The organism is Faecalibacterium prausnitzii, from assembly GCF_019967995.1.
Classification (GTDB): domain Bacteria; phylum Bacillota; class Clostridia; order Oscillospirales; family Ruminococcaceae; genus Faecalibacterium; species Faecalibacterium prausnitzii_E.
Genome location: NZ_CP065377.1, coordinates 1,474,036 through 1,500,634, shown reverse-complemented (window position 1 = coordinate 1,500,634; position 26,599 = coordinate 1,474,036). Strand labels below are relative to the sequence as shown.

27 protein-coding genes and 1 other annotated feature are annotated in these 26,599 nt (G+C 60.7%); of the genes, 6 read left to right on the top strand and 21 right to left on the bottom strand.

The features are described from left to right. Positions 1 to 6: 6 nt before the first annotated feature. A complete protein-coding gene (gene queA, locus I5P96_RS07420; protein ID WP_223381357.1) occupies positions 7 to 1,035 on the bottom strand; it encodes a tRNA preQ1(34) S-adenosylmethionine ribosyltransferase-isomerase QueA in 1,029 nt (342 codons plus the stop codon). A 154-nt stretch (positions 1,036 to 1,189) separates the two neighbouring features. On the opposite strand from queA, the gene asd reads away from it, so the two are divergent. The 4 genes from asd (at position 1,190) to I5P96_RS07400 (ending at position 4,559) form a co-directional block, all read left to right on the top strand. After that, entirely contained in the window at positions 1,190 to 2,272 is a 1,083-nt protein-coding gene (gene asd, locus I5P96_RS07415; RefSeq protein ID WP_223381356.1) for an aspartate-semialdehyde dehydrogenase, read from the top strand. Between the two features lie 38 nt (positions 2,273 to 2,310). Beyond that, positions 2,311 to 3,201, top strand: a complete 891-nt coding sequence (gene dapA, locus I5P96_RS07410) for a 4-hydroxy-tetrahydrodipicolinate synthase (protein WP_223381355.1) — start codon at positions 2,311 to 2,313, stop codon at positions 3,199 to 3,201. Positions 3,202 to 3,286: 85 nt separating this feature from the next. After that, positions 3,287 to 4,045: a 4-hydroxy-tetrahydrodipicolinate reductase gene (gene dapB, locus I5P96_RS07405; RefSeq protein ID WP_223381354.1), complete on the top strand. Its 759-nt coding sequence runs from the start codon at positions 3,287 to 3,289 to the stop codon at positions 4,043 to 4,045. A gap of 46 nt (positions 4,046 to 4,091) precedes the next feature. Next, complete coding sequence (locus I5P96_RS07400) at positions 4,092 to 4,559, top strand: ACT domain-containing protein (RefSeq protein ID WP_223381352.1); 468 nt, start codon at positions 4,092 to 4,094, stop codon at positions 4,557 to 4,559. A 117-nt stretch (positions 4,560 to 4,676) separates the two neighbouring features. Here I5P96_RS07400 and tyrS read toward each other — a convergent pair whose 3' ends face one another. The 14 genes from tyrS to I5P96_RS07330 form a co-directional block, all read right to left on the bottom strand. Beyond that, the gene (gene tyrS, locus I5P96_RS07395) at positions 4,677 to 5,894 is read right to left on the bottom strand and encodes a tyrosine--tRNA ligase (protein WP_118552919.1); all 1,218 of its coding nucleotides are present in this window, start codon (positions 5,892 to 5,894) and stop codon (positions 4,677 to 4,679) included. A gap of 63 nt (positions 5,895 to 5,957) precedes the next feature. Beyond that, positions 5,958 to 6,216: a binding site (T-box leader), on the bottom strand. Positions 6,217 to 6,250: 34 nt separating this feature from the next. Beyond that, on the bottom strand, positions 6,251 to 7,927 hold the full coding sequence (gene recN, locus I5P96_RS07390) for a DNA repair protein RecN (protein WP_223381350.1): 1,677 nt from the start codon (positions 7,925 to 7,927) through the stop codon (positions 6,251 to 6,253). Between the two features lie 16 nt (positions 7,928 to 7,943). Further along, positions 7,944 to 8,429 (bottom strand): arginine repressor, encoded by a 486-nt coding sequence (locus I5P96_RS07385; protein WP_223381349.1) that lies wholly within the window; start codon positions 8,427 to 8,429, stop codon positions 7,944 to 7,946. Between the two features lie 24 nt (positions 8,430 to 8,453). After that, positions 8,454 to 9,305: an NAD(+)/NADH kinase gene (locus I5P96_RS07380; protein ID WP_223381347.1), complete on the bottom strand. Its 852-nt coding sequence runs from the start codon at positions 9,303 to 9,305 to the stop codon at positions 8,454 to 8,456. A 22-nt stretch (positions 9,306 to 9,327) separates the two neighbouring features. After that, positions 9,328 to 10,131, bottom strand: a complete 804-nt coding sequence (locus tag I5P96_RS07375) for a TlyA family RNA methyltransferase (RefSeq protein WP_097792259.1) — start codon at positions 10,129 to 10,131, stop codon at positions 9,328 to 9,330. Beyond that, a complete protein-coding gene (dxs, locus tag I5P96_RS07370) occupies positions 10,128 to 12,011 on the bottom strand; it encodes a 1-deoxy-D-xylulose-5-phosphate synthase (RefSeq protein ID WP_223381345.1) in 1,884 nt (627 codons plus the stop codon). Before dxs ends, I5P96_RS07375 begins: the two co-directional genes overlap by 4 nt. Positions 12,012 to 12,067: 56 nt before the next feature. Continuing rightward, the gene (locus I5P96_RS07365; RefSeq protein ID WP_118552913.1) at positions 12,068 to 12,538 is read right to left on the bottom strand and encodes a divergent PAP2 family protein; all 471 of its coding nucleotides are present in this window, start codon (positions 12,536 to 12,538) and stop codon (positions 12,068 to 12,070) included. A 26-nt stretch (positions 12,539 to 12,564) separates the two neighbouring features. Next, entirely contained in the window at positions 12,565 to 13,446 is an 882-nt protein-coding gene (locus I5P96_RS07360; RefSeq protein WP_223381343.1) for a polyprenyl synthetase family protein, read from the bottom strand. 13 nt (positions 13,447 to 13,459) lie between these two features. After that, positions 13,460 to 13,681, bottom strand: coding sequence for an exodeoxyribonuclease VII small subunit (xseB, locus tag I5P96_RS07355; RefSeq protein ID WP_223381341.1), 222 nt, complete (start codon positions 13,679 to 13,681; stop codon positions 13,460 to 13,462). Next, a complete protein-coding gene (gene xseA / locus I5P96_RS07350; protein WP_223381339.1) occupies positions 13,659 to 14,882 on the bottom strand; it encodes an exodeoxyribonuclease VII large subunit in 1,224 nt (407 codons plus the stop codon). Before xseA ends, xseB begins: the two co-directional genes overlap by 23 nt. Next, positions 14,870 to 15,811: a glycoprotease gene (locus tag I5P96_RS07345; RefSeq protein WP_223381337.1), complete on the bottom strand. Its 942-nt coding sequence runs from the start codon at positions 15,809 to 15,811 to the stop codon at positions 14,870 to 14,872. Before I5P96_RS07345 ends, xseA begins: the two co-directional genes overlap by 13 nt. Then, positions 15,808 to 16,251: a transcription antitermination factor NusB gene (nusB, locus tag I5P96_RS07340; RefSeq protein ID WP_223381336.1), complete on the bottom strand. Its 444-nt coding sequence runs from the start codon at positions 16,249 to 16,251 to the stop codon at positions 15,808 to 15,810. The genes I5P96_RS07345 and nusB overlap by 4 nt, the downstream gene beginning before the upstream one ends. Positions 16,252 to 16,266: 15 nt before the next feature. After that, on the bottom strand, positions 16,267 to 16,632 hold the full coding sequence (locus I5P96_RS07335) for an Asp23/Gls24 family envelope stress response protein (protein ID WP_411703114.1): 366 nt from the start codon (positions 16,630 to 16,632) through the stop codon (positions 16,267 to 16,269). Positions 16,633 to 16,729: 97 nt separating this feature from the next. Further along, the gene (locus tag I5P96_RS07330; protein WP_223381334.1) at positions 16,730 to 17,803 is read right to left on the bottom strand and encodes a hypothetical protein; all 1,074 of its coding nucleotides are present in this window, start codon (positions 17,801 to 17,803) and stop codon (positions 16,730 to 16,732) included. Positions 17,804 to 17,878: 75 nt separating this feature from the next. Here I5P96_RS07330 and I5P96_RS07325 point away from each other — a divergent pair, with 75 nt between their 5' ends. Both I5P96_RS07325 and I5P96_RS07320 read left to right on the top strand, forming a co-directional pair. Further along, positions 17,879 to 18,175 carry a YabP/YqfC family sporulation protein gene (locus tag I5P96_RS07325; protein ID WP_223381333.1) on the top strand — a complete coding sequence of 99 codons (297 nt, stop codon included), beginning with the start codon at positions 17,879 to 17,881 and terminating at the stop codon, positions 18,173 to 18,175. A 12-nt stretch (positions 18,176 to 18,187) separates the two neighbouring features. Then, positions 18,188 to 19,336: a sporulation protein YqfD gene (locus I5P96_RS07320; protein WP_223381331.1), complete on the top strand. Its 1,149-nt coding sequence runs from the start codon at positions 18,188 to 18,190 to the stop codon at positions 19,334 to 19,336. 46 nt (positions 19,337 to 19,382) lie between these two features. Here I5P96_RS07320 and hslO read toward each other — a convergent pair whose 3' ends face one another. The 6 genes from hslO to I5P96_RS07290 are packed head-to-tail and all read right to left on the bottom strand — an operon-like array spanning position 19,383 to position 26,579. Beyond that, entirely contained in the window at positions 19,383 to 20,285 is a 903-nt protein-coding gene (hslO, locus tag I5P96_RS07315) for an Hsp33 family molecular chaperone HslO (protein ID WP_223381328.1), read from the bottom strand. A 2-nt stretch (positions 20,286 to 20,287) separates the two neighbouring features. Further along, entirely contained in the window at positions 20,288 to 21,040 is a 753-nt protein-coding gene (locus I5P96_RS07310; protein ID WP_207685764.1) for a class I SAM-dependent DNA methyltransferase, read from the bottom strand. 4 nt (positions 21,041 to 21,044) lie between these two features. After that, entirely contained in the window at positions 21,045 to 21,641 is a 597-nt protein-coding gene (gene yihA / locus I5P96_RS07305; protein WP_097792270.1) for a ribosome biogenesis GTP-binding protein YihA/YsxC, read from the bottom strand. A 15-nt stretch (positions 21,642 to 21,656) separates the two neighbouring features. Further along, entirely contained in the window at positions 21,657 to 24,113 is a 2,457-nt protein-coding gene (gene lon, locus I5P96_RS07300; protein ID WP_097792271.1) for an endopeptidase La, read from the bottom strand. A gap of 12 nt (positions 24,114 to 24,125) precedes the next feature. Beyond that, entirely contained in the window at positions 24,126 to 24,662 is a 537-nt protein-coding gene (locus tag I5P96_RS07295; RefSeq protein WP_097792272.1) for a Gx transporter family protein, read from the bottom strand. Positions 24,663 to 24,683: 21 nt separating this feature from the next. Beyond that, the gene (locus I5P96_RS07290; protein WP_223381327.1) at positions 24,684 to 26,579 is read right to left on the bottom strand and encodes an ABC-F family ATP-binding cassette domain-containing protein; all 1,896 of its coding nucleotides are present in this window, start codon (positions 26,577 to 26,579) and stop codon (positions 24,684 to 24,686) included. Between the last annotated feature and the right edge of the window lie 20 nt (positions 26,580 to 26,599).

Sequence of the window (26,599 nt, the reverse complement as noted above, 5' to 3'; positions counted from 1 at the left end):
TTTGTATCAGACGATCAGCATTGCATCGCCAAAGCTGAAAAAGCGGTACTTCTGTTCCACAGCAACCTTGTATGCAGCCATGGTCTTTTCGTAGCCGTAGAGCGCCGATACCAGCATGATGAGGGTGCTTTCGGGCAGGTGGAAGTTGGTGATGAGGCCGTCGATGCAGTGGAACTGGACACCGGGATACAGGAAGATGGACGTGTTGCCGCTGCAGGCTTTGATCTCACCATACTTGGCGGCGACAGCTTCCAGGGTGCGGCAGCTGGTGGTGCCGACGGCGATGACGCGGTGCCCGGCGGCCTTGGTCTCCCGGATGCGCTGGGCGGTCTCCTCGCTGATGGAGTACCACTCGCTGTGCATCTTGTGGTCGGTGATCTCATCCTCCATCACGGGGCGGAAGGTGCCGAGGCCCACATGCAGCGTCACTTCAGCGATGCCGACCCCCTTGGCGCGGATGGTGTCCATCAGCTCCGGGGTAAAGTGGAGGCCTGCCGTGGGGGCGGCGGCGCTGCCCAGCTCCTTGGCATAGACGGTCTGGTACTGGCTCTGGTCATCCAGCTGCTTGGTGATGTAGGGCGGCAGAGGCATTTTGCCAAATTCATCCAGCTTTTCATAAAGGGTCTCGGTGTCATAATAGAATGTAACGAACTTGTTGCCGTCTTCCAGCGTCTCGTCCACCACGGCGGTCAGGGTGCCGTCGCCGAAGCTGACCTTTGTGCCCGGCTGCATCCGCTTGCCGGGCTTGGCCAGGCATTCCCACTGGTCGCCCTTGACCTGGCGGAGCAGCAGCAGCTCACAGACTGCGCCGGTGGGCTGCTTGACGCCCACGATGCGGGCGGGCAGGACCTTGGAATTGTTTACGACCAGCAGGTCGCCGGGCTCCAGATATTCCGGCAGGTCGCGGAAGATCCGATGCTGGATGCTGTCGTCTTTCTGGCTCAGGACCATGAGGCGCGCGGCATCACGAGGGTCCGCAGGCTCCTGTGCAATGAGCTCTTTGGGTAAATCATACCAAAAATCTTTTTTTAACATGCTTCGCATTTGCCTTTCCGATGATTGACACGAAGGTCGTATCAATGTTATCATAAAATCTGTATAAGCGGTATCTATTATATTGCATGGGCGTCCGGTTTGCAAGCCTGCGTTCTGTGTGAATTTCGTTTTTTTGAAAGGAAAGGTGCTGGAAATGGAAAAACAGTATAAAGTTGGCGTTGTCGGTGCGACTGGCATGGTCGGTCAGCGCTTCATCACACTGCTGGAGAATCACCCCTGGTTCAAACTGACCACCCTGGCCGCATCCGGCTGCAGTGCAGGCAAGACCTATGAGGAGGCTGTCGGTTCCCGCTGGGCCATGACCACCCCGATGCCCGAAAGCGTGAAGAAGATGGTCGTGCTGGACGCTTCCAAGGTGGAAGAGGTCGCTTCGCAGGTGGACTTCATCTTCTGCGCCGTCAATATGCCCAAGGCCGAGATCAAGGCGCTTGAGGAGGCTTATGCCAAGGCAGAGTGCCCGGTCGTCTCCAACAACAGCGCCAACCGCGGCACCCCGGATGTCCCGATGGTGGTGCCGGAGATCAACGCCGACCACATTGAGATCATCCCGGCACAGCGCAAGCGTCTGGGCACCAAGCGCGGCTTCATCGCCGTCAAGTCCAATTGCAGCCTGCAGAGCTATGTGCCGGCCCTGCATCCCCTGATGAAGGATTTCGGCGTCAGCAAGGCGCTGGTCTGCACCTACCAGGCCATCTCCGGTGCGGGCAAGACCTTTGACCGGATGCCGGAGATCGTGGACAACGTCATCCCCTACATCGGCGGCGAGGAAGAGAAGAGCGAGCAGGAGCCGCTGAAGCTGTGGGGCCACATCGAGGGCGACCGGATCGTCAATGCCGAGAAGCCCGTCATCACCGCACAGTGCTTCCGTGTTCCCGTCTCCGACGGCCACACCGCTGCGGTCTTCGTGAGCTTTGACAAGAAGCCCACCAAGGAGCAGATCCTTGCAGCATGGGCCAACTTCCGCGGCCCTGCGCAGGAGCTGGAGCTGCCCAGCGCACCCAAGCAGTTCCTGCACTACTTCACTGAGAACGACCGTCCCCAGCCCAAGCTGGACCGCAACACCGAGCACGGCATGGCCGTCTGCCTGGGCCGTCTGCGGGAGGACACCCTGTTCGATTACAAGTTCGCCTGCATGAGCCACAACACCCTGCGCGGTGCGGCAGGCGGTGCGGTCCTGCTGGCAGAGCTGCTGGCCGCCAAGGGCTATTTTGACTGATCTGCGTTCCCAAACACAGCAAAAGGAGATCTTACACTATGAAAAATCCTGTCTTTACCGGCGCGGGCGTAGCGATCATCACCCCGATGTACGAGGATGGCAGCGTCAATTTTGACGAGCTGGGCCGCATCATCGAGGACCAGATCGCGCGCGGCACCGATGCCATCGTCATCTGCGGAACCACCGGTGAATGCTCCACCATGACCGATGAAGAGCAGCTGGCTGCCATCAAGTTCACCGTTGATACCGTCAACCACCGGGTGCCCGTCATCGCGGGTGCCGGTTCCAACGACACCGACCACGGCTGCGCACTGGCTGCAAAGTCTGCCGAGTGCGGCGCCGATGCCCTGCTGCTGGTCACCCCGTACTACAACAAGACCACTCAGGCGGGCCTGATCGCGCACTTCACCGCCATGGCCGATGCGGCTGGGATCCCGGTCATCCTCTACAACGTGCCCTCCCGTACCGGCCTGAACATTGCCCCGGAGACGGCTCTGGAGCTGAGCAAGCACCCGCTCATCAATGGCATCAAGGAAGCGTCCGGCAACATTTCACAGGTGGCGAAGATTGCACAGCTGTGCGGCGATGAACTGAACATCTACTCCGGCAACGACGACCAGGTGGTTCCCCTGCTGTCCCTCGGCGGCAAGGGCGTCATCAGTGTCGTCTCCAACGTCAAGCCGGAGCTGATGCACAACTGCTGCAAGGCCTGGTTCGACGGCGACACCCGGAAGGCCTGCCAGCTGCAGCTGGAGATCCTGCCGCTGGCGGACGCCCTCTTCTGCGAGGTCAACCCCATCCCGGTTAAGTACGCCATGAACGTGCTGGGCTGGAACGCCGGTGCCTGCCGCCTGCCTCTGGTGGAGCCCAGCGACGCGCACAAGGAGAAGATCGAACAGGCGCTTGCCGCAGAAGGCCTCCTGAAATAACAACAGAACAACGCACAAATGCCCGGTGGAACGTTCTTCCGGGCATTTGGCCTTTTCGGAAAATCAAAGAACGAGGTAAGATCAAATGACGGATATTATCATTCAGGGCATCGGCGGCCGGATGGGACATGTGCTGTGCGAGATGATTGCCCAGCGGGAGGACTGCCGTGTCATTGCCGGTATTGATGTGAAGGACGGCGAGCAGAACGGCATCCCTGTTTACGACAGCCTGGAAAAGCTGGACGGCAAGGGCGATGTAGTCATCGACTTCAGCTCCCCCGCTGCCGTGGAAAAGACCCTGCCCTACTGCGAGGCCCACAAGCTGCCCATCGTGGTCTGCACCACCGGCCTGTCCGAAGAGCTGCAGCTCAAGGTCGTTCAGCTGTCCCGCACAGTGCCCGTGTTCAAGAGCGCCAATATGTCCATCGGCATCAATGTGCTGTCCGAGCTGTGCAAGCGCGCGTCGGCCATTCTGGGTGCCGCGTATGATGTGGAGATCGTGGAGCAGCACCACCACAACAAGCTGGATGCCCCCAGCGGCACGGCTCTGATGCTGGCCGACGCCATCAACGAAGAGAACGACGGCGCATATCACTACGTTTACGACCGCTCCTCCGTCCGCCAGAAGCGCGACCCCAAGGAGATCGGCATCAGCTCGGTGCGCGGCGGCAGCATCGTGGGCGACCACGAGGTGCTGTTCTGCGGCCCGGACGAGGTCATCACCCTCAAGCATACCGCCTATTCCCGCAGCATTTTTGCAAACGGTGCCATCAATGCCGCTGTTTATCTTGCAAAAAAGGAGCCGGGACTGTACAATATGGGTAACATGATTGCAGAAATGTGATCCTGCCGGATCTTGCAGCCCGTATGGGCAGAATGGAGTGTTTACTATGTACGGTGTTTCGAAGATCAGCATTGAACCCAGTCTGATGATGATCAGCGTCCAGGATGTCGAGTTCAAGGGCAACAGTCTGGCACGATATTTGCAGATTTTTGCGGATACCGGCGTCGTGGTGGATATGATCAGCCAGAGCGCACCCCATGGCACCACCATGGATTTCAGCTTTACGGCCTCGGCCAGCGACCTGCCCCTCGTGATGAAAGCCATCTCGGCCGCCAACCTCGACAAGGATGCCAAGGCTTCCCCGCTCATCAGTGTGGGATACTCCAAGCTGAACCTCTTCGGTGAAGAGATGGTCACCAGCTGCGGTGTGGCAGCCCGTGCCCTGAACGCTCTGGCCATGGCAGACATCGAAGTGCTGCTCATCACCACCAGCGATCTGGATATTTCCCTTCTGGTTCGCGCAGAAAATGAAGATGCTGCCTACGATGTGCTGAAGAAGGCATTCGAGCTGTAAAAAAGCCCGATCGATCCCGGAATATTTCAACGTGCAAAAGAGCCGCCTGCTTCTCGGTTTTGAGAAGCGGGCGGCTCTTGATGTTATGGGTGGTTTGCTGTGTTTTGCAAAAGCGCTTTACAGCGTGACCTTATGGTAGATCTTCTTGCCCTTCTTGATGACGATGCCATTGGCCAGCTGCTCAGCCGTGAAGCTGACGGTAGGAGCGGCGACCTTCTCACCATCGACGAGGACGCCTCCCTGGGTGACCAGACGGCGGGCCTCGCCGTTGGAGGCGGCCAGACCGGCCTTGACCATCACGGTCAGGATGCCAATGGAGCCGTCCGTCAGGTCTGCCTCGGTCAGCTGGGTGGTGGGCATGTGCTCGGTATCGGCTGCACCGCTGAACAGGGCGCGGGCAGCGTTCTGGGCTTTGTCGGCCTCTTCCTTGCCGTGGACCATGCTGGTCAGCTCATAGGCCAGGATCTCCTTTGCCTCGTTCAGGCGCTGATCCTTCCAGGTGGCCATCTCGTCGATCTGCTCCAGCGGCAGGAAGGTCAGCATCCGGATGCACTTCATGACATCGGCATCGCCGACATTGCGCCAGTACTGGTAGAACTCGAAGGGGCTGGTCTTGTTGGGGTCGAGCCAGACGGCATTGCCAGCGGTCTTGCCCATCTTCTTGCCCTGGGAGTCGGTCAGCAGGGTGATGGTCATGGCGTAGGCGTCCTTGCCCAGCTTGCGGCGGATGAGCTCAGTGCCGCCCAGCATGTTGCTCCACTGGTCGTCGCCGCCGAACTGCATGTTGCAGCCGTAGTGCTGGAACATGTAGTAGAAGTCGTAGCTCTGCATGATCATGTAGTTGAATTCGAGGAAGGACAGGCCCTTCTCCATCCGCTGCTCGTAGCACTTGGCGCGCAGCATGTTGTTGACCGAGAAGCAGGCACCCACGTCACGCAGCAGCTCGACGTAGTTCAGGTTCAGCAGCCAGTCGGCGTTGTTCAGCATCAGGGCCTTGCCCTCGGAGAAGTCGATGAACTTTTCCATCTGCTTTTTGAAGCAGGCGGCATTGTGAGCGATGTCCTCTTTGGTCAGCATCTTGCGCATGTCGGTGCGGCCGGAGGGATCGCCGATCATGGTGGTGCCGCCGCCGATCAGGGCGATGGGCTTGTTGCCAGCCATCTGCAGGCGCTTCATCAGGGTCAGCGCCATGAAATGGCCTGCGGTCAGGCTGTCGGCAGTGCAGTCGAAGCCGATGTAGAAGGTCGCCTTGCCGTTGTTGATGAGGTCGATGATCTCCTCGTCGGTGATCTGCGCCACCAGACCGCGGGCCTTGAGTTCTTCGTACAGAGTCATGAGTTTTTTCCTCCTGTTTTGTGGGCAGAGGGATAAAAAACGCCCCCTGCCAAAATAAATTTGGCAGAGGGCGAGAAATGTTCGCGGTACCACCTCTGTTTGCCGTTCCCTCACGGAAGCGGCCTCACGAGTGCATGCCCCAGAGTAGGACGACACTCCTGCGTTTGTAACGCTCGCACGCGGCACAGCCTACTAGAGAGTTCTCTCATTCAGCTTACAGCTCCGGGAGGTATTTCCCCCGCTGCTCTGCACGCCCCTTGCACCGACCGGGGCCTCTCTGGGCAGAGCGCTTCAGGGTACTTGTTCCCTTCATCGCCTTTCAACATAAGCCAGTGTAGCACAATTCCAGAAACTTGTCAATCACGAGTTTCGCTCTCGGCAAGGCCCAGCATTTCCCGTGCGTTGGCACGGGAAAGTTCGGTGACATGGTCGCCGGAGATGATGTGCGCCAGAGCATCCACCCGGCCCTCCTGATCCAGCGGATGGATCTCGGTATAGGTGCGCTCGTTTGCAACATTTTTCTGGATAAGCAGATGGCAGTCGGCCAGAGCGGCGATCTGTGCCGTGTGCGTGATGCAGAGAATCTGATGATCCTGCGCGCTCTGCTTGAGCACCTCGCCGATGCGGCTGGCCGCCTTGCCCGAAACGCCGCTGTCAATCTCATCGTAGATGACGGTGGGCACGGCATCTTTATCGGCCATCGCGTTCTTGATGGCCAGTGTAATGCGGCTCAGCTCGCCGCCAGACGCGATCTTTGCCAGAGGCTTCGGGGCCTCACCGGGGTTGGTGGAAATATAAAATTCCACGCTGTCCTGTCCATGGCTGGCCAGCGGGCCGCGCGCATGGCGGAGCGTCATCCGGACACCGGGCATGTTGAGGAAATCCAGCGTACCGGAGATGCGCCTGTTCAGCTCCTCAAAGGCCCGCAGGCGGGTCTGGGTCAGGACCTCGGCCTTGTCCCGCGCCAGAACATACAGACGGTGTTTTTCCGCTTGCAGATGTTCGGCCCGCTCCTGCGAAAACTGGATGCGGTCCAGCTCCTCCCGCGCGGCCTTTCCAAAGGCGATGATGTCTTCCACCGTGTCGCCATACTTGCGCTTGAGCTTGTAGATGAGGTCGATGCGCTGCTCGATCTCGTCCAGCTCTGCATCATTTGTATCATATCCGTCCAGCCGCCCGATGAGGTCAGCCGAGACGTCTTTGGCCGTATAGTAGAGGTCGAGCAGCTGCCCGGCGGCATCCGAAAGCGTGTTGTCCACCTGCGCCGCTGCGTCGATCGCGTTGGAGGCTTCGCCCAGCAGGTCCACTGCGCCGGGCGTCTCATCATCGCCGGAAAGAAGCGCATAGCACTGAGAGATCCGCTCCCGGATGGTGGAGGCGTTCGCCAGCACCTTGCGGCGGGCGTCCAGCGTCTCCTCCTCGCCTTCGGTCAGGGCGGCATCCTCGATCTCCTGCACCTGATAGCTCAGCAGGTCGATCTTCCGCTGCTTTTCGGTCTCATCGGTGATGATGGCATCCAGCTCTTTTTTGACCTTGATCAGCTCCCGGTAAACGGTATAATACGCCTGAAATGCGGCATCATTCTGCGCATAAGCGTCCAAAATCCCCTCGTGATGGGCCGGGTTCAGCAGGCCGACGGAGTCGTGCTGGCCGTTGATGTTGATCAGCCCGCCGCACAGCTCCCGCAGGATGGCGGCTGTGGCAGGCATCCCATTGATGCGGCAGGTGCTTTTGCCTTCGGCTGTGATCTCGCGGCTCAGGGTCAGAGCATCGGAGCGCTCATATCCGGCCTTTTCCAGGCTGTCCAGCACAGCACCCGGCACGTCATCAAAGGCGGCACGGATGACCGCTTTGGCCGCCCCGGTGCGCACAAGGTCTTTGGACGTCCGGTTGCCGAGAATGGCATTGATGGAGTCAATCAAAATCGACTTGCCCGCGCCCGTCTCGCCGGTGAGGACGTTCAGGCCCTTTTCAAAATGCACGTCGGCTTTCTGGATGACTGCAACATTTTCAATTTGCAGGCTGCTCAGCATGGTAATTTCTCCCGCATTATTTCTGTCCGATGTGGTGGGTCAGCTCCGAGCAGATGGTCTTTGCATCGCGCTCCGAGCGGGCCACGATCAGGAAGGTATCGTCGCCGGACAAAGTTCCGACAACATTTTTCCATTTCAGGGCGTCAAACACCTCACAGGCGGCGTTCGCCATGCCGGAGTAGCATTTGACCAGAACGACGTGTCCGGCAAAATCCACCCCCAGAACAGACTCGTGGAAGATCGTCTCAAAACGGCTCTGGATCTTCGGGTTCAGCGCCTCGTTATGGCTGGAAACATACCGGTAGCCGGTGCTCGTGGCCGCTTTGACCAGGCTGAGCTCCCGGATATCGCGGGAGATCGTGGCCTGTGTGGCATCGAATCCCTCATTTCGCAGGTGGTCGAGCAGGGACTCCTGACGGCTGATCGGATGCTCCTGGATCAGCCGCAGGATCGTCTGCTGACGCTCCCGCTTGGTTTTGGCATCGCCTCGGCTGCTGGCCATATCGGTTCCCCTTTCTGTCAAAACTTACCGTCTGCCGCGCAGTTTCTGGTCGATGGCCTGAAACTGGTCGGCTTTGCTGAAGGTGATGAGCTGCACGATCTGGTCACTCAGCCGCACTTCGGCGGTGGCACCAGCATGCAGAGAATAGCCTGCCGCACCATCGCAGCTGACGAAGACTTCCTCGTCCGCGACCTGACCGACGCAGATGTTGATCTTGCGTTCCTGTGCAAACACCATGGCCGGACTGGCCAGACTGTGCGGGCAGATGGGCGTGACGACCACGCCCTTGGTCTGCGAGTCCAGGATGGGCCCGCCGGCCGCCAGTGAATAGGCCGTGGAGCCGGTTGGCGTAGCCACGATCACACCATCTCCGCGGTAATGCTCGACCAGAATGTCATCGCAGTAGATGCTGAAATCAATGGCCTGCTGCAAACGGCCTTTGGTGATGACGACATCGTTGAGGGCGTGGCCCTCCCAGCTGTCGTCGCCCAGAACGCGGACATAAAGCAGCATCCGGTTGTCCAGCAGATAATCTCCCCGCGCAACGGCAGAGAGCTTCTGTTCCATCTCGTTGATCTCACAGGTGGCCAGAAAGCCGCAGCGCCCCAGGTTGATGCCGAGGATGGGCTTCCGGTATTCCAGCGAGAGGTTGGCCTCGTGCAGGATGGTGCCATCCCCGCCGATGGTCAGGATGACATCCGTTTTTTCGAGGCATTCCTCCTGCGGCAGATACTCCACGCCCATCGTGTCGCACACAGCCTTGAGGTCGGTCTGCATCAGCACCCTGGCACCGTGGGTCAGCAGGATCTGTGCGGCCCGCTGCGAGATGCCGTAGGCCATCGCTTTGCCGGGGTTGGGTGAAATATAAACAGTCACACCCAGCACCTTCTTTCTGCTCTCAGTGGTCCAGCGTCGAATGGCTGGCTTCCACGACCTGTTTTGCCACGCTGTCGTCCAGCACGGCGGGCTCTGCGCTCTTCTGCACGAACATCAGGTACTCAATGTTGCCTTCCGGGCCTTTGACGGGGCTGAAATCCAGCCCGCGCACGGCGAAGCCGTTGGCCGCTGCGTAGCCCATCGCATTGTGCAGCACCTCGCAATGGGTGGCCGGGTCGCGCACGACGCCATTCTTGCCGACCTTTTCGCGGCCGGCCTCGAACTGCGGCTTGACCAGACAGACGCCCATGGCGTCCGGTGTGGTGATCGCCTGCGCCACCGGGAAGATATGATGCAGCGAGATGAACGAGACATCTACACTGAAAAATTCAATGGGTTCGCCCAGCTGGTCGGGGGTGACGCTGCGGATGTTGGTGCGTTCCATGTTCACGACCCGCTCGTCGGTGCGCAGTTTCCAGGCCAGCTGGCCGTAGCCGACATCGACGGCATAGACCTTGACCGCACCATTTTGCAGCATGCAGTCGGTGAAGCCGCCGGTGGACGCACCGATGTCCATGCAGACCTTGCCGTTGGGGGTCAGTGGAAAGCACTGCATTGCTTTTTCCAGCTTCAGACCACCGCGGCTGACATAACCGATGTCGTGGCCGCGCACCTCGACTTTGGCGTCTTCCTTGATCATCTCACCGGCCTTGTCCACCTTCTGCTCGTTGACGAAGACGACGCCGGACATGATCATGGCTTTGGCACGTTCACGGCTCTGGATCAGGCCATGCTGAACCAGATATTGATCCAATCGGATTTTCAAGATGCAGTTTCTCCTTTCCTGTGCTCACGGACTGCCTGCGCCAGATGGGCGGCGTCCAGACCGGTCGCCTCCTTGATCTGCGGGACGGTCGCGTGGGGCAGACGAACGTTTTCAACAGCCCGGTGGATGTAAGTTCCCTTCCAGCCTGCCTGATACAGTGCGGCTTCGAGGTGCTCGCCGATGCCGCCGCAGGCGACACACTCTTCGGCAAACAAAACGACCGGATAACGACGGATTTCGTCAATGAAATCATCTGTAAAGGGGAACACCTTTACAAGCTTATAAACATCGCAGGGCAGGTTTTCCTCCCCCAGAATCTGAGCTGCCTGGAGCACATCCTCCACTTCGTCGGCGTAGCTGACCAGTGCGACCTGCGCGCCGGGTGCCGTGTGCATCCGGTCGTACGCTTTGCCCGAACAGCCGTAAGCCGCCAGCACCGCGCTTTCGCCACCGCGCGGATAGCGGATGGCGCGGGGGCCTTTCTGGTCCTTGCCCAGCAGGACCGGCAGCCAGTGCCGCAGCTCCGCATAGTTCGACGGCGAATAGATGGGGATGCCGACCTGGCTCAGGAAAGCCGGGTCAAAGATGCCCTGATGGGTCTCACCATCGGCCGGGACAAAACCGGCACGGTCGATGGCGAAGACGACGTTCTCATTGAGCAGATTGACGTCGTGGATGATCTGGTCATAGGAGCGCTGTAAAAAAGTGGAATAAATGCAGACCACCGGCAGCATCCCTTGGCTGGCAAGACCGGCGGCAAAGGTCACTGCGTGCTGCTCGGCCATGCCTACATCAAAGAACCGCTCCGGGTGCGTGTGTGCAAAGAATTGCAGACCGGTGCCGTACTTCATCGCTGCCGTGATGGCGCAGATGGTTTTGTCCGCTGCTCCCTCCTGATTCAGCAGGTTGCCGAATACGGTCGAGAACGATTCCTTCGGGGCGACCTCCGGGTCCGGGATGCTGTCGATGAGGTCGAACTTCGAGACCCCATGGAAGTTGCCGGGGTTGCTCTCGGCGGGCGCGTAACCCTTGCCCTTTTTCGTGACGACATGCAGGAAGTGCGGGCCGGGCTGCTTATGGATGCTGCGCAGGATCCGTTCGACTTCCTGCTCATTGTTGCCGTCAAAGGGGCCGTAGTAATGGAAGCCCATATCCTCAAACATGGTGGAGTGGTACATAGCGCGGCGCACCATGGCCTTGCTGTTCTGGATGGCCACCTTGAGCGGTGTGCCGACCACAGGCACGTGGTCCAGAAAGCTGCGCACGTTCTCCTTGGCATCGAAGTAGCGATTGGTGGTGCGCAGACGCTTGAGATAGCGGGACAGCGCGCCTACATTTTTGGAGATGGACATCTTGTTGTCGTTCAGAACGACGAGCAGATTGTCCAGGCTGCCGATGTTGTTCATCCCCTCGTAGACCATGCCGCCAGTAAAGGCACCGTCGCCGATGAGCACGATCACCTGCCCCGGCTCCCCCCGCAGCTTTTTGGCCCACGCAATGCCGATGCCGACCGACAGCGCGGTGTTGCCGTGGCCGGAAATGAAGGCGTCATGTTCACTCTCGTTGGGGTTCGGGAAACCGGACAGGCCGTCGAGCTGGCGGAGCTTTGCAAAGCCCTCGCGGCGGCCGGTCAGCAGCTTGTGCGTATAACACTGGTGGCCCACATCGAACACGATCTCGTCCTGCGGGGTCGCAAAGACGCGGTGCAGCGCTACCGTCAGCTCCACAGCCCCCAGGTTGGAGGCCAGATGGCCACCGGTCTTGGATACGTTTTCCAATAAAAATTCGCGGATGTCCGCACAAAGCTGCTCGACCTGCTGGCCGGAGAGCTTTTTGAGATCGCTGGGCTGCGAGATTTTTTCCAGCAAAGGCGAATTCATAGATTCACGTCCTTCTCACAATTTGGAATCGGCGGGACTGCCCGCCAGAAATCGACTCAGAGCGCCATCGGGTACAACGCCCCGACCACGCAGCCGACCACAAAACCGGCCAGGACCTGCAGCGGAGTGTGGCCGACCATTTCCTTCAGGTGCATGTTCTGGAGGAAGGGGGCGTTCTTTTCCGTTACGTCGATCCACTGCTCGATCATCTTGTTCAGCACCTTGGCCTGTTCGCCGGTCTCGCGGCGGACACCCATGGCGTCGTGCATCGTGATGATGGCGACGACTGCGGCCACCGCAAAGATCGCCGAGCCGAAGCCCTCGCTCCGGGCCGTGGCGATGACCATGGCGCAGACGGTCGCGCTGTGGGCGCTGGGCATACCGCCGTCTCCCCACATCCGCTCCAGCTGGAACTTGCCCAGCAGGATAAAATTGATGAGGGTCTTCAATACCTGCGCGACGAACCACGCCAGAAGCGCCACCGTCAGGATCGGATTCAGGTTCAAAACATCGCGGATCAGTTGCATGTTATGCTCTCTTTCTTTTTGTTTGTTCAGCTGCGGCGGACCAGCAGTTCCCTGGCAAGCTGCTCCAGGAAGGCGCTCTTTTCGCCAAATTCTGCGCGCAGAGACGCGCAGGTCTGCTCGTTCAGCCTGCGGGCCAGCTCCATCGCACCCTCGGTACCGTAGAGGGTGACGAAGGTGCTCTTGCCGTTCTCGCTGTCGCTGCCGATGGGCTTGCCCAGCTGCTCCTGCGAGCCGATGACATCCAGCACATCGTCCACGATCTGGAACACCAGACCGATGCCATAGGCGTAGCCCTCCAGCTCCCGGCACTGGGTCTCGTTGGCCTGCGCAGCGGCAGCGCCCATCTGGACGGCTGCGTTGATGAGCGCGCCGGTCTTGTTGCGGTGGATGAGGCGCAACTGCTCTTCGGTCGCAGCCAGAGCCTCATATTTCAGATCCAGCTCCTGGCCGTAGACCATGCCGCGGCTGCCCGCACCGGCTCCCAGCGCCCTGGCCGCCCGTACATTGACGATGGCAGGGGCTTCGACGTTGGCGATGACATCAAACGCCTCGGTCAGCAGGACATCACCGGCCAGCATAGCCGTGGCCTCGCCAAATGCCTTGTGGCAGGAGGGCTTGCCCCGGCGCAGGTCGTCGTTGTCCATGCAGGGCAGATCGTCGTGGATCAGCGAATAGCAGTGCAGCATCTCCACAGCGGCGGCAAACTGGTCGGCAGCGGCGGCATCGCCGTTCAGCATATCGCAGACGGCCAGCACCAGTACAGCACGGATGCGCTTTCCGCCGCCCAGCAGGCTGTAGCGGGCCGCACGGCAGACGTCCGACTCTTCGGGCAGATAGGTGTTGCAGGCAGTCTCCAGCGCAGCATTGACCCGCACCAGATACTCCTGATACTGCTTTGCGTAATCCATTGATAGATCCTCCTTAGTTGTCTGCTTCCGGCTGCGGGGCGGCGGTGCGCTTGGCGTCGATCTCGTCCAGCTGCAGCGAAGCCTTTTCCAACGTTGCGCGGCAGTAATCGGTCAGGGATGCGGCCTCCGCATAGAGCTTGACCGATTCCGCCAGCGTCGTTTCCGGCTGCTGCATCTGGTCAAGGATGCCTTCCAGCCGGTCCATTCCTTCTTCAAAGCTCTTGGGTGCTCTCATTGGGTCCCTCCACGGCATCCACGGTACAATGGATGCGGTTCACTGCGCCGCAGAGCGTCATCTTCTGCCCTTCGCGAAGGGCATCCGGCGCACAGATGCGGCCTTTTTCGTCCTGCACGAGCGCATAGCCCCGCGCGAGGACGCCATACGGGTTCAGCGTTGCAGCCAGCGCAGACGCATGGCGCAGACGCAGCCCGGCGTCCTGCTGCTTTTCCCGCGCGGCCGTTTGCAGCTGCCCGGAAACTGCCTCCAACTGCTGCTGTCGGCCTGCAAGCTGCGCCTGCATGTTCTGCCGGGAAAGCGGCTGCACCGTTTCGTCCAGCCTATTATAGCATAAACTCAGCCTGTTTTGGATAGAAATGTGAATATTTTCTTCCAAATTGCATATTTTTCGTGAAAATTCGGCCCGGTCGGGCACGGCAAGCTCTGCCGCCGCCGAGGGGGTCGGGGCGCGCTGGTCTGCCACAAAGTCCAGGATCGTAAAGTCGATCTCGTGACCGATGGCGCTGATGAGCGGTGTTTTGCAGCGGGATGCGGCCCGCGCGATGCGCTCGGCATTGAAGACCCAGAGGTCTTCCCGGCTTCCGCCGCCGCGCGCCACGATGATCTCGTCCACCTGACCGGACTTGTCCAGCCGGTCGATGGCTGCGGCAATCTCGTCAGCCGCTTCAAATCCCTGCACACTGACCGGGCAGAGCAGCAGCCGCACGGCTGGCCACCGCCGCCCGATGACGTTCCGGATATCCTGCAGCGCAGCCCCCGTCTTGCTGGTGACAAGGCCGATGCACTTCGGGAACCGGGGCAGCGGCTTTTTGCGTTCGGCGGCAAACAGGCCCTCCCGGTCGAGTTTCGCTTTCAGTTGCTCAAAGGCGAGCTGCGCCGAGCCGATGCCGTCCGGGAACATGTCGTTGACGTAGACCTGGAACGCACCGTCTCGCTCGTACAGGGTGGCGCGGCAGCGGACGATGACCTTCATCCCCTCTTCGGGGCGGAAACCGAGCCGCCGCGCGTCTGACCGGAACATCACCGCTTTGACGCTGCTCGTCTCGTCCCGCAGCGAAAAATAACAGTGGCCGCTGCGGGCGTTCTGAACAAAGTTCGCGATCTCGCCCCGGAGAGCAAGGTCGAACAGGAGATCGTTGGCATCCAGCAGGGTCTTGACATATTGGTTCAGCGCCGAGACGGAGATCACTTCAGCCATAATCCGGCCTCCCGTGCGGCAAGGATGGACACACCGATGGCGTTGTCGCTGGAATACCGGCCCGGCACGAAATACACCTGCGGCAGACGCTGCTGCACCCACACGCGGATGATGTCGCTGCTCATGACGCCGCCTGCGCAGACCACCGGCAGGCCGGGGTATTCCTTCTGCGCCGCCTTCGTCATCCGGACGACGGTATCAGCCACGCAGAGCAGGCAGTATTTGCAGACATACTCCGGGCTTTTTCCAGTTTGCAGCAGCGCATTGCACTGATTTTCCAGGCCGGAAAGGCTGCATGTCATCCCTTTGACGCTGGACTTTGGCCGGATGGGCTCTTCGCACAGCGCTGCCAGGCGGGAGACCTCGGCACCTGCCGGGAACGGAAAGCCCAGTTTGACGCCCACGCGGTCCACGGCCTGCCCGGCGTAGAGATCGCTGCTGGTGCCCAGCGTCGTGATCTGCCGGACCCCGTCGCAGAGCAGCAGGTCAGTGGTGCCGCCGGAAATGTGGAAGAGCAGCACCTTCTGGCAGAACAGCTCCTCCCCTTTGGCGGCGAACAGAGCAGCGGCGGCATGCCCCTGCTGATGGGTCGTGTGGACGAGCGGGATGCCCCGCGCTCTGGCAAAAGCCGTGGCTGCACTGACGCCCGCCAGGAAGCAGGGCATGTAGCTTCCCTCCACGGGGCGGGGTTTCTGCGAAACGCCCACCGCCGCGATCCGCGTCAGGTCGAACTCCCGGCTCAGTTCCTCCAGCATTTCGGGCAGAGCGGTGGTGTGGTGGAACAGCGCATCGCTCTGGCGGAGGCCCAGCTGGCCCTCCTTGACCGGAAGAAACCTTTTCTTTGCACAAACAACCTCTCCGGCTGTGTCAAAAACTGCCAGAGAGGTTGCATAATTGCTTGTGTCGATGCCCAGTGTATAGCGGCTCACGGCTCTTCGGACGCTGCATCTTCGGCAGTGTCCAGACCCTGCTCCCGCGCGACGGTGCCCAGCAGGCCGTTGACGAACTGGTAATCCTCATCTGCTCCGTATTTCTTGGTCAGTTCGACCGCCTCGTTGATGACGACGCCGACCTTTTTCTCGTCGCCGTACAGCATCTCTGCCAGAGCCAGGCGCAGCACCGTCAGGCTCACGCGGGGCAGACGGGACATGGTCCAGTTGCGCAGATGGCTGCTGATGAGGTCGTCCACCTCAGCAGAATGGTCATAGTAAGCGTTCAGCAACCGCTTGCCGAACACATCCACGGGATGCTCTTCATTCTCGGTGTTGTTGAGCAGAGCCTCCCGCAGGGGCACGTCACCAAACGTCTGCGAAAAAGCCAGCAGAAACGCATTCTCGCGGGCTTCACGACGGGGCAAAATATTTTCCATAGTATTCCTCTCACCTTATTCCTGTTCTTCGGCGGCAACACCCGCAATGACCAGATTGACGCGGCTCACGGTCACGTTGGTCATGTTCTGAACAGCAGTCTTCACGTTTTCCTGTACTTTTTCGGCCACGGCCGGGATGCGCGCACCAAAAGCGACCACCAGATTCAGGGTCAGCTCTGCGGTGCCGTCCCGCATTTCCACGGTAACGGCCGACTGGATGCTGGCGGCTTCCAGCAAGTCCTTCACTTTTTTGTTCTGCTTGCCGCAGGAGACCTCGGACACACCGTCCACTTCCAGTGCAGCGCAGCGCGCGATCTTGCCAATGACCTCGGTGGAAATCTGCAGGGTCCCGCCGTTAAGATCCATATTCTGTAAATCCATTCTATGGTCCTCCATCTGAAATGAGCGTTCGCTCATTCTTTTTATTTCCATCTTTGCAGGGAGCGTTCCCTGCCATTGAATGCTTATGCTTATTATATCATCTTTCGGCCCGATTCACAACTGTTTCTTTTGGTTCCGGGTCTGGCTTTTGCAAAAGGCGGGTCAGCTGGCAGACGGCAAGGCAGCACACAAAGAACACCAGCAGCAGGCAGTCCGGCGGCAGACGGCGCATCGGGACCACCTGCGGCGGCAGGGTGCTGAAGACGCTCTGCTCCCCCTGCGGCAAAAGCAGCCAGAACAGCCCCACCGAAAACGGCAGGTGGAGCAGCCGCCCCGCAAGCAGGGGCCGCAGAGTCATTTCGGGCGGGCAGAGCGCACGGACCTGCAGCAGGACCGAAAGCCCCTGCACACTGAGGGCGGCGCAGCAGAGCAGACTGCCCCACGGCCCGGTGCGGGCGGCAAGGTCGCAGCCGGAGCAGACTTCCAGCAGCATGGCGCACACGGTGCCCACGGCAGGCGGGAACACAGCGCCCACCCCCGCCGCCAGCATCCGGAAGAAGAGCACGAAGCCGCAGAGCTTCAGATACGCCATGGTCGCATTCGTGAGAAGGTCGGTCAGCCGTGGCGGCGGGGCTTCGGGCGGCGGGGCTGTGCACGTAGCCGGCTGCTCTGCCCTCGAAAGCCGGTTCAGCAGCGCGGCCGTAAGATACCCGGCACTCCCCTGCGCCAGAAACAGCAGGATGCCAAGCTCCGTGCTGTGGAGCAGCGTCTGCCCGACCGTCAGGACCACGAACGACGGCCCGGAACAGACGCAGGCGGGCAGGAGCGCATCTGCCTGGCGCGGGGTGAGCTGCCCGGTGCGGACGGCCTGTGCCGCCGCGTTTGCTGCCGGGGCAAAGCCGCCGAACAGACCGATGAGCAGGACCCGCGCCGCACAGGGAGCCTGCACCCCGATGCACCACGCCGCGGGCCGGAGCGGGATGGCCAACAGGTCGCCCGCCGGGCACTGGACCAGCAGCGACGACACCACCAGAAACGGAAAAAGCGAGAGCAGCAGCGGCCCGGCGCAGAGGGCCAGACCCTCCCGAAGCGCCTGCCCGCAGGCCTGCGGCACCGCAAACGGCAGTGCGCCCGCCAGAACCGCCAGCAAAAACAGACCGATCTGATACATACGCAACCCCTCCGCTTCCATATATATGGAACAAGGGGCGTTGCCTTGCACAGCAGGTATGGGGAGGGAGCGGGCGTGAAAAAACAGCGGAGCGGGCGGCTTTCCCTGCGCGAATGGCTCTGGCGGATGTTCCGCCAGCCGCCGCGCGGGTTTTACGGTCAGCCGTCGGTCTACCGCAGCGGCGACCGGATGGAGATCGAGCAGTTCCGGCGCATCCTGACCTACGATGAAGAAAAGCTCTGTCTGGAATTCCGGCGGGGGCGGTTCACGGTCTACGGAGACGAACTGCACATCGAAACGCTGGCCGCGCACCGCATCACTTTGCGGGGGTGCGTTCTGCGCACCGAATTTGACGGCGACGGCGGGCATTAGGAGGAAGAGACGATGGATGTACGGCTGCTCTGGGCGGGGGTATGGTTCACAGCGCAAAACGGCGATGCCGAAAGCCTGCTCTCCGAAGCAGCGCGGACGGGCCTGCATCTCTCAGCGGTCTCCCCTGCACCCGGCGGCTTTTCGGGCCAGTGCGCGGCCTGGCAGTACCGGAGCCTTGCGGCACTGGCCCGAAAGCGGCGGGTACGGCTGCGCATTCAGACCCGCACCGGGCTGTACTTCCAGCTGCGGCCCTTTCTGCGGCGGCGCGGGCTGTGGGTGGGTGTTTTACTGTTCGTTCCCCTGCTGGTCTGGTCGCAGGATCTTGTCTGGGCCGTTGATGCAGGCAGCCTGACCACCGGGCAGCGAGCGCGGGCTGAGGCGATCCTGCGGGAGCAGGTGCAGCTGATGCCCGGAAGCGCAGTCACGCAGGAAAAACTGACCGCAGGCGAATACGCTCTTTTGCAGAGCGGCGAGTTTTCCTGGGCAAGCCTGAACTTTCTGGACGGGCGGCTCGTGGTGGAAGCAGCCGCCGCAAAACCGGTGCCCGACATCGCCGCCGGGAAGGCAGACGGCGTCTTTGCCAAAGCGGCCGGAACGGTGGTCCGCACCAATCTTGTCAGCGGGACGATGCTTGCTGCACCGGGACAGGCTGTGGAGGCCGGGCAATTGCTCATTGGCACCTCCCGCACCGAGCGGGACGGAACGTTGATCTATGAGCCTGCCGCCGGGAGCGTTTTTGCCCAATTGGAGTGGGAACATACGCAGGAGGAACCGCTGAAAATTACTGCAAAGCGGCTGACAGGAAAGCACGTTTCAAAACGGGTGATCTCAACAAATGGGCAGCGCATTTCACTTCCATCATGGAAGCCTTTTTCAGAAGAAACTGCACTTGTGACGACACGGCATATCCAACCGGATATTCTTGGGTTTGGCCTTCCCTTTTCGGTGGAAGAGACAACGTATTCCGAACAAACAGAGCAGGAAATTCCTTACACCGAAGAGCAGGCGCTCGCGCTTGCGAAACTGCACAGTTTGCAGGCACTTTTCAACGCCTATCCGGACGCCGCGTTTGTGGCACAGAAAGAGGACATTTCCGTCGAAAACAACATTCTCTATTACCGGGTCGTTTATACCATCGTTGCCAATATCTGCGCAGAGTAAACAGCGGCAGAGAGTTTCTCGCTCTCTGCCGCCGCTTATGCTTGTTTCAGTGTTCTTCTGCCGGGGCGCTCTGCTTGTCCACAGCCTTTTGGACCAGCTCGTTCAGGTCGAACTGATACTTGGTGTGGCAGAAATGGCAGACGACCTCGCAGTTGGGGTCCTCGTCACGGAGCTTTTCCAGCTCCTTTTTGCCGAGGCTGAGCAGCATCTCTTCGGTGCGCTCCTGGCTGCAATCGCACTGGTATGCGACATCCCGCTCGTCGAGGACGTTGGGCTCAAAGCCCTTCAAAGCCAGCTGCATCATATCCTCCGGCGTCTTGCCCGCGCGGAGCATTTCGGTGACGGAGGGCATGGCGGCAATGTTTTGTTCCAGCTGGGTGATCTCAGCATCGGTGGCACCGGGCAGCAGCTGGATGAGATAGCCGCCTGCGCAGGCGATGGTCAGGTCTTTATCGACCAGAACGCCCAGTGCACAGACGGTGGGCACCTGCTCACTGTAAGCATAGTAGCTGGTCAGGTCTTCGGCGATCTCACCGGAGACAAGAGGCACCTGGCCGACGGTCGGTTCTTTTTGCAGGCGGTTATCCCGGATGACGGTCAGCACACCGTCCCTGCCGACGGCACCGCCGACATCCAGATGGCCGTTTTCTTTGAGCGGAAGCTCCACCAGCGGGTTGTCGATGCAGCCCTTCACGTTGCCGGTGCCATCGGTGCAGGCGATGAGGACGCCCGCCGGGCCGCTGCCCGAAACGCGCAGGGTGATGGTGTCCCGGTCATCCTTGAGCATGGAGCCCATCAGGGCGGCTCCCGTCAGTAGACGGCCAAGGGCGGCGCTGCAGGTCGCACTGGTCTTGTGGAGCTGTTCGGCCTTGCGGACGATCGCGGTAGAGTCCACACCGCAGAAGACGACACCGCCGTTTTCCGACAGGCCGCGGATCAGATTCGACATAATTATTGTTCCTCCAATTGGGTATACTGCTTGACAGCGCAGAAGAAATAGCGCTCGCTTTCCTCGGTCAGCGGGCCGAACGTCTCGCCGTCACAGACGCTTTCCAGCACAAAACCGTGCCGCTCCAGCGCCGCACGGATGGCAGCGAGGTCGTAGGTGTATTCGTAGAACTGCTCGTGGAAATGCTCCCCGGTCTCCCGGTAGTCGATGTCCACAGTGATCTCCACCCGGCGGTCCTCGGCGCTGTAATGGTTGCGCCAGACACAGCTTGCGTCCTCTTCCTCAAAGGTGAAGGCATTCTCCCCCAGCACCTGCTGGTGCTTGTACGGGGTGTTCATATCAAAAAGGAAGACGCCGCCCTCTTCCATAAAGAACCCGGCGTTGGCAATGGCCGTGTCGAGGTCCGGGATATGGTTAAAGGTATCGAAGGTGGACACAGCACCCCGGATGGTGCCGTAGAGGTCGAGCTTGAGCAGGTCCTGCTGCAACAGCAGCAGCCTGCCCGAAAGGCCCAGCTGTTCGGCTTTGTCCCGCACGACGCAGAGCATCTCTTCCGACTGGTCGATGCCGATCATATCATAGCCCGCCTGGGTCAGCATCAGGGTCAACTCGCCCGTGCCGCAGCCCAGGTCTGCCAGGATGCCGTCCGCAATGCCGTGGGCGGTCAGTTCCTTGTGGATATGGGCATAGAGGGCATCGTAGTCGGCTTCCCCGTTGAATTCATCGTAGAAATAGGCAAATTCATTGTAAGCCATGGCGTTACTCCGCATCCTCTTCGGCGACGGCCTCGTTCAGAACGGCCTGCAGCTCCGGGATGCCGTAGCCATTTTCGCCGCTGGTCAGAACGACCTTCCGGCAGCCGTAGGGCAGGCAGAGCGTTTCGAACTCCGCCTGCGTCTTGGCCAGCTGGCTCTTTTTGAGCTTGTCTGCCTTGGTCAGCGCCACGATGAACGGGATCTCATGGTAGTGCAGATATTTCAGCATCTGCAGATCGTCCGCGCTGGGGGCGTGGCGGCAGTCGATGAGCTGCACCAGCAGGGTGTGGTGGCGGGGTGCCTCGAAGTAGCTGTTGATGAGGTCGTCCCAGCGCTCGCGGTCGGCGTTGCTGACCTTAGCGTAGCCATAGCCGGGCAGGTCCACAAAATAGCAGTCGTCCACCGAATAGAAATTGATGGTGGCCGTTTTGCCCGGTGTGCTGGACACACGAGCCAAGTTTTTGCGGTTGCACAGCTTGTTGATGAGGCTGGACTTGCCCACGTTGGAGCGGCCGGAGAAGCTCAGCTCCGGGCGGTCACTGTCCGGCAGCTGGCTGGAAATGCCATAGCTGGCGATAAAATCCGCTTTGTTGTAGTTCATAGCTGCACTCCTTTTTCAGCAGACGGCACCCGGCTTGGGCTGCTCGGTCGTCTGCGGGATGGCCGCAGCGTCCGCAGGCTTCTTGGCTTTTTTGCCGGGGTGCGAGTGGCGGGCGGAAACGGTCTTGGGTTTGAGCAGCGCGGCGTTGAGCACCTGCGCCAGGTTGGACATGGGCAGGAACTGGATGTTCTTCTTGACCTCGTCGTCCACCTCGTACAGGTCGGAGACATTGTCCTTCGGGATGAGGACGGTCTTCATCCCCTCGCGGTATGCGGCCATGCTCTTCTCGCGCAGGCCGCCGATGGGCAGCACATTGCCGTGCAGGGTGATCTCGCCGGTCATGGCGACATCGCCGCGCACCGGAATGCCGGACAGGCAGGACACCAGCGCCGTGGTCAGGGTGACACCGGCAGAGGGGCCGTCCTTGGGCACGGCCCCTTCGGGGGCGTGGATGTGCAGGTCACACTTCTTCAGCCGCTCCGGGTCGATGCCGTATTCATTGGCGTGGACGCGGACGTAGGTCACGGCCAGCTGCGCGCTCTCCTTCATCACGTCGCCGAGCGAACCGGTGACGGTGATCTTGCCGCTGCCGTTGTCCATGACCTGCACCTCGATGGGCAGGGTCTCGCCGCCGATGCTGGTCCAGGCCAGACCGTTGGCGATGCCGATGGCGTTGGTGCGGTTGAGGAAATCGGGCTTGACCATTTTTGGGCCCAGCAGCTCTTCCAGATTGGAGCCGGTCACGGAGAAGCTCTCCACCTCACCGGATGCGATCTTGCGGGCGCATTTGCGCAGCACACTGGTGATGGTGCGCTCCAGATTGCGGACGCCGGCCTCGCGGACATAGCCGTCGATGATGCCGTACAGAGCGCTCTGAGAGAAGGTGACTTTGCCGGCCAGACCGCAGGCCTTGAGCTGCTTGGGCACCAGATGCTTGCGGGCGATGTTGTACTTTTCCACGCGGGTATAGCTGGGCAGCTCGATGACGTCCATCCGGTCGCGCAGCGGGCCGGGGATGGCGCTCAGGTCGTTGGCCGTGGTGATAAAGAGCACATGGCTCAGATCGAACGGCATATCGATGAAGTGATCGTTGAAGGTGGCGTTCTGCTCCGGGTCCAGAGCTTCGAGCAGAGCGGCCGCCGGGTCGCCCCGGAAATCGCCCGCCAGCTTGTCGATCTCGTCGAGGAGCATGAGGGGGTTGGAGCTTTTTGCGGTGATCATCGCGCTGATGATCTTGCCGGGCATGGCACCGATATAGGTGCGGCGGTGGCCGCGGATCTCGGCCTCATCCCGCACACCGCCCAGGCTCAGGCGGACATACTTGCGGCCCAGGCTCTCGGCGATGGAACGCGCGATGCTGGTCTTGCCGACACCCGGAGGGCCGACCAGGCAGATGATCTGGCCCTTGACGTCCGGGGCCAGCTTGCGGACCGCCAGCACTTCGAGGATGCGGTCTTTGACCTTTTTCAGGCCGTAGTGGTCGCGGTCCAGGATGTGCTGTGCCTTGGCGATGTCGAGATCGTCCTCGGTGAAGGTGTTCCAGGGCAGTTCCAGGCAGGTATCCAGATAGGTGCGGATGACCGTCCCCTCCTGGTTGCTGCTCTGCATTTTGGCCAGACGGTCCACTTCCTTGAGGAGCTTCTTCTCTCGCTCGGCGTCGAGGTGCAGGGCCGTGATCTTGCGGCGGTATTCCTCGGCCTCGGCGGTGGTGTCATCGTCCTCGCCCAGTTCCTCACTGATCATGTGCATCTGCTCGTGCAGGTAGTAGTCGCGCTGGTTCTTGTCCATGGCTTCATCGACCTTCTGCGCGATCTCCTTGTCGATCTCCAGCATCCGGCGCTCGCGGTGCATCCGCTCTACGAGCAGGCGCAGACGGCCCAGAAGCGTTCCCTCTTCCAGCACGGCCTGCTTATCCTCAAAGCGGAAGAGGAGGTTGGCCGGGATATACTCGCAGAGAAACGCCGGGTCGTTGTTGGAGTTGACCGCGAACACCACATCCTTGCCGATGCGGGGGTTCAGGCTCAGCAGCTCATCAAAGCTCTTCTTCACATTGCGGAGCAGCGCGTCGGCCTCGGCCTCCTCATCAGGCTTGACAGGGCGCACCGGCGTGGGGCGGACCGAAGCCAGCAGGAAGCTGCCGTCGGTGTCCATCTCGGTGAGCCGGGCGCGGTATTTGCCCTCCACCAGGATGCGGACGAGGTCGTCCGACACCCGCATGACCTGCTTGATCTCGGCCACGACGCCGTAATTGTACAGGCCGTCGGCACCGGGGTCGTCGGCCTTCATATCCTTTTGTGCGATCAGGAAAACGTTGGAGTGATTGCTGACCGCCCACTCCACAGCGGCGATGCTCTTTTCGCGGCCTACCTCAAAATGAAGCAGGTTGTTGGGAAAGACGACAAGCCCCCGCAGAGCGATGGCGGGCAGATGGAGGATGTTCCGCTCCACCCGGACCGTGACTTTTTCAGACATATACAAAACCTCTTATTTTTCTTTTATATTGTAGCCCAGGCGGCCCAGAGCCGGCAGCAGCGCCCGGAGCGTGATGGACGTCAGTGCGCCCATCACGAGGCCGAGCACCAGCATCACCGGCGCATAATAGAGGGAGACCGCCGAGGATAAGATCACACTGGCACCCAGAAGCTGGCCGATGTTGTGGAACAGCGCACCGCATACCGAGAGGATGTACCAGGTGGGGCGCACCGGTGCGTGGTAATACAGCAGCCACATCACCAGCAGCGAGAGCAGACCGCCGCACAGCGAGAGGAACCCCGCCGTCCAGCCGGAGACCAGAAAGACGAACAGCGCTTTCAGGAGATCCAGCACGAGCGCCTGCTTCGGCCCCATAAAGAACAATGCGTACATCACCACAATATTCGCCAGCCCCAGCTTCATGCCCGGCAAAAGGCCAGGAAGCACCAGTGTGCCCTCAACGAATGAGAGCGCCATGGCCAGCGCAAACAGCAGCCCCGAAAGGGCGATGCTGTGGGTCTTGGAATCGTTGCGGCGGTGGTTCGGCATGAAAGGGCCTCCTTCGGGTGGTCATTCTTCGGTGCTGCTCTGCTCGTACTGCTCCTGTTCCTCCATGGCCTTTTCCCAGGCGGCGAACAGTTCTTCCTGATGGAAGCGCAGATCGGCAAGCTCATCGCTTTTTTCCCGCAGCAGCTGCGGGTCGTTGTAGACTTCCGGCGAGTTGATCTCGTTGTCAAGCTCGACCTCGCGGGCACCGCAGGCTTCCATCTCGTCCTCGCAGGCCTTGATCTTCGCCCGCAGCTCGGCGCGGCGGCGGCGCTGCTCCTTGCCGTAACCGGCCCTGGCAGGCTCGGCGGCTTTGGCCGGCTGCGCGACGGCGGGCGCGCTGCGGCCCATCAGGGCATCGTAGCTGGGGTAGAGCGTCGCCTTGCCGTCCTCCAGATAGAGGATGGGGCATCCGAGGCTGTTCATCAGGTGCCGGTCGTGGGTGACCATGAGCAGCGTCCCGGTATAGGCCATCAGCGCCTCGGTCAGGTTCTCGCGGGTGTAGATGTCCAGATGGTTCGTCGGCTCGTCCAGGAAGAGCAGGTTCGGGCGTTCCAGCACGATCTCGGCAAAGCGCAGGCGGGCCAGCTCGCCGCCGGACAGCGCCTCGCAGGGTTTGAAGACCGTCTCGCCCCGGAAGCCCAGCTTGGCCAGATGGCTGCGGACTTCCAGCTCCGTCATCCGGGGGTATTTGTTCCAGATGACGTCGATGACCCGGCCCTGCCCCAGGCGGTTCTGCTGCTGGGCAAAGATGCTGGGCCGGGCACCGGTGCCCAGCCGGACCATGCCGCCGGAGGGGCGGCGCTTGCCGTCCAGCACCTGCATCAGGGTCGATTTGCCGGCGCCGTTGGGGCCTGCGATGACGAGCCGCTGCCCGCGGCAGACTGTGTAGGTGAACGGCTCCAGCAGGGTGCGCTCCCCGATGCGGATGGTCAGATTCTTCATCAGCACCAGCTCGTTCCACGGTTCCACGTCGTATTCGAAGCGGAATTTGAGCTGGTTCGTCTCATCTCTGGGGGCCTCGGTGATCTCCAGCTTTTCCAGCTGCCTGCGGCGGCTCTGGGCCATTTTGGTCGTGGAAGCGCGGACCAGATTGCGGTCCACGTAATCCTGCAATTTTTCGGCCAGTGCCACATCGGCGTCGTGCTGCTTCTGGCGCAGGGCATCGGCGGCTTCCTTCTGGGGCAGATAGGCCGAGAAATTGCCCTTGTAGGTCGTCATGGTCTGGAACGAAACTTCCCAGATCTTCGTACAGACGTTATCGAGGAAGTAGCGATCATGGCTGACGACGAGGACCGCGCCGGAATAGCCCTTGAGGTAGGTTTCCAGCCATTCCATCGTCGCAAAATCGAGGTGGTTGGTGGGCTCGTCCAGAATGAGGACGTCCGGCTTTTGCAGCAGCAGCTTTGCCAGCCGCAGGCGGGTCAGCTCGCCGCCGGACAGGACTGCGATGTTCTTGGTCCAGGTATCCTGTGCGAAGCCCATGCCGGACAACACCTTTTTGATGTTGACGTCCATATTGTATCCATCGGCTGCGTCGATGATGTTCTGCAGTGCATCGTGCTGCTCCAGCAGAGAGGCATCCTCCGGCGAAGCCGCCATCCGGCGCTCCAGGATCTGCATCTGTGCCATGGCATCCAGCACATGGGCGAAGCAGGAGCGCATCTCGCCGTAGATATCCAGCGTGGGGTCCAGCTTCGCGTTCTGTTCCAGATACCCAAGGGTGACGCCATGGGTCACACTGAACTCGCCCTCATAGTCGGTATATTCCCCGGTCAGGATCTTCAGAAGGGTGGTCTTGCCTGCACCGTTCTGGCCCACGATGCCGATGCGGTCCTCCCGCTCGACGCTGGCCGTGACATCATGCAGGACGATCTTCTCGCCGAAGGTCTTGCCCAGTTTTTCCAAATGTATCAGCATTGTTGTTCATCCAATCTTTT

Excerpts from the sequence above, each read along its gene's own strand:
- queA (WP_223381357.1), bottom strand. The coding sequence starts at position 1,035 with ATGTTAAAAAAAGATTTTTGGTATGATTTACCCAAAGAGCTCATTGCA.
- asd (WP_223381356.1), top strand. The coding sequence starts at position 1,190 with ATGGAAAAACAGTATAAAGTTGGCGTTGTCGGTGCGACTGGCATGGTC.
- dapA (WP_223381355.1), top strand. The coding sequence starts at position 2,311 with ATGAAAAATCCTGTCTTTACCGGCGCGGGCGTAGCGATCATCACCCCG.
- dapB (WP_223381354.1), top strand. The coding sequence starts at position 3,287 with ATGACGGATATTATCATTCAGGGCATCGGCGGCCGGATGGGACATGTG.
- I5P96_RS07400 (WP_223381352.1), top strand. The coding sequence starts at position 4,092 with ATGTACGGTGTTTCGAAGATCAGCATTGAACCCAGTCTGATGATGATC.
- tyrS (WP_118552919.1), bottom strand. The coding sequence starts at position 5,894 with ATGACTCTGTACGAAGAACTCAAGGCCCGCGGTCTGGTGGCGCAGATC.
- recN (WP_223381350.1), bottom strand. The coding sequence starts at position 7,927 with ATGCTGAGCAGCCTGCAAATTGAAAATGTTGCAGTCATCCAGAAAGCC.
- I5P96_RS07385 (WP_223381349.1), bottom strand. The coding sequence starts at position 8,429 with ATGGCCAGCAGCCGAGGCGATGCCAAAACCAAGCGGGAGCGTCAGCAG.
- dxs (WP_223381345.1), bottom strand. The coding sequence starts at position 12,011 with ATGAATTCGCCTTTGCTGGAAAAAATCTCGCAGCCCAGCGATCTCAAA.
- I5P96_RS07365 (WP_118552913.1), bottom strand. The coding sequence starts at position 12,538 with ATGCAACTGATCCGCGATGTTTTGAACCTGAATCCGATCCTGACGGTG.
- I5P96_RS07360 (WP_223381343.1), bottom strand. The coding sequence starts at position 13,446 with ATGGATTACGCAAAGCAGTATCAGGAGTATCTGGTGCGGGTCAATGCT.
- xseB (WP_223381341.1), bottom strand. The coding sequence starts at position 13,681 with ATGAGAGCACCCAAGAGCTTTGAAGAAGGAATGGACCGGCTGGAAGGC.
- xseA (WP_223381339.1), bottom strand. The coding sequence starts at position 14,882 with ATGGCTGAAGTGATCTCCGTCTCGGCGCTGAACCAATATGTCAAGACC.
- nusB (WP_223381336.1), bottom strand. The coding sequence starts at position 16,251 with ATGGAAAATATTTTGCCCCGTCGTGAAGCCCGCGAGAATGCGTTTCTG.
- I5P96_RS07335 (WP_411703114.1), bottom strand. The coding sequence starts at position 16,632 with ATGGATTTACAGAATATGGATCTTAACGGCGGGACCCTGCAGATTTCC.
- I5P96_RS07330 (WP_223381334.1), bottom strand. The coding sequence starts at position 17,803 with ATGTATCAGATCGGTCTGTTTTTGCTGGCGGTTCTGGCGGGCGCACTG.
- I5P96_RS07320 (WP_223381331.1), top strand. The coding sequence starts at position 18,188 with ATGGATGTACGGCTGCTCTGGGCGGGGGTATGGTTCACAGCGCAAAAC.
- hslO (WP_223381328.1), bottom strand. The coding sequence starts at position 20,285 with ATGTCGAATCTGATCCGCGGCCTGTCGGAAAACGGCGGTGTCGTCTTC.
- I5P96_RS07310 (WP_207685764.1), bottom strand. The coding sequence starts at position 21,040 with ATGGCTTACAATGAATTTGCCTATTTCTACGATGAATTCAACGGGGAA.
- yihA (WP_097792270.1), bottom strand. The coding sequence starts at position 21,641 with ATGAACTACAACAAAGCGGATTTTATCGCCAGCTATGGCATTTCCAGC.
- lon (WP_097792271.1), bottom strand. The coding sequence starts at position 24,113 with ATGTCTGAAAAAGTCACGGTCCGGGTGGAGCGGAACATCCTCCATCTG.
- I5P96_RS07295 (WP_097792272.1), bottom strand. The coding sequence starts at position 24,662 with ATGCCGAACCACCGCCGCAACGATTCCAAGACCCACAGCATCGCCCTT.
- I5P96_RS07290 (WP_223381327.1), bottom strand. The coding sequence starts at position 26,579 with ATGCTGATACATTTGGAAAAACTGGGCAAGACCTTCGGCGAGAAGATC.